This window comes from Neisseria iguanae (genome assembly GCF_003013245.1).
Classification (GTDB): Bacteria; Pseudomonadota; Gammaproteobacteria; order Burkholderiales; family Neisseriaceae; genus Neisseria; species Neisseria iguanae.
Genome location: NZ_PXYY01000178.1, coordinates 1 through 1,091 on the forward strand (window position 1 = coordinate 1; position 1,091 = coordinate 1,091).

Consider the following 1,091-nt stretch of genomic DNA (forward strand, 5'->3'; position numbering starts at 1 on the left):
ACTTTGATCATCGCTTTAGGTAATTTTCTACTTTTGCGGGATCTTGTTCTGTGTAGGCAGTCGTCTTTTTTTGCGCGTGATTTCCAATGATTTCAGGGCATAAAAAAGAGCGGGCGGGGTAGAATTAAAGACTTTTGTCATTTCCGACAGGCAGGCACCAGGGTGTTTTTCCGGATAATCGGGCAGTCGGGCACGGTCAATTTTTTAGACGGTCTGTTCAGTGGTGCGGCGGCAGGCCTTCCGGTTAATGCTTGCCGTTTTTTCCAAACAGACAAGGTTGGGCGGTGCTTTTGCATGCTTCGGTAATTTTATGAATGTCTCCTTCGTTTCCGCCTATTCATGGCGCTTTGGCTGAGCTCAAGGGAATGTGCTGTCTACTTGTCTTAAATCCGGCGAGGTACGTCGGAGGGGAGTTTTGGGTTTGATTTTAACTTAGGGGCTTAGGAAGCAAATCTAATCCAAAGGCATATTCCGTGACATTTCCAACAAAATTACATACAGGTTATCATGTCTGTGATTAAAGCGGAATCCTGTTTCTTTCAGGTGCCAATAAAATGTCCGTCCGGATACGCCGTTAAATTTAACCGTCCTGTTTTTTGCATAAGCCCAAAATGACCCCATTCCGTTGATATGCCGAACCCCTCCGGCAAACCCGTTATCTGCGTGACGGACACGGAAGTGTTTTTCACAGCCCATATCAACCAGAACCATGCCGGCCACCAGTAAAGCTTTTGATAGGGAGATGGCCCCGGATAACCTTTTGCAGCATGACTTTTGAAGCACCGGGTACGGTTCCGGTACGGACCTTGTCATCACGCTCCAATATGCCCAATACGGTGCTTTTTCCACCGGCTCCCCGAGCCCGTTTGCCACGGATGCGTCTGGCACCGGAATAAGGCCCATCCGGTTCGGTGATATCTGAAAACGGGGTTTGCTTCCCACATTCGTCAGCAAATACGGTGCTGCAGTTTGGGGAACGGGTTGTTGGCACTTCGGACACTGGCTGCCGTTAATCCGGCTGTGTCGGAAGCAGTCAAACCTGAGGCAGAAAGGCGTAATATTTGCCGGAATTTCTGCCCGGAAAGTTTACC

General features: G+C 49.1%; 1 protein-coding gene and 1 pseudogene. Both read right to left on the bottom strand.

Going from position 1 to position 1,091, the window contains the following annotated elements:
• Positions 1–27 precede the first annotated feature (27 nt).
• A complete protein-coding gene (locus C7N83_RS17210; RefSeq protein WP_106743289.1) occupies positions 28–201 on the bottom strand; it encodes an IS630 transposase-related protein in 174 nt (57 codons plus the stop codon).
• A 252-nt stretch (positions 202–453) separates the two neighbouring features.
• Positions 454–1,091: pseudogene (locus tag C7N83_RS13930) on the bottom strand (IS1595 family transposase); the annotation flags it as partial.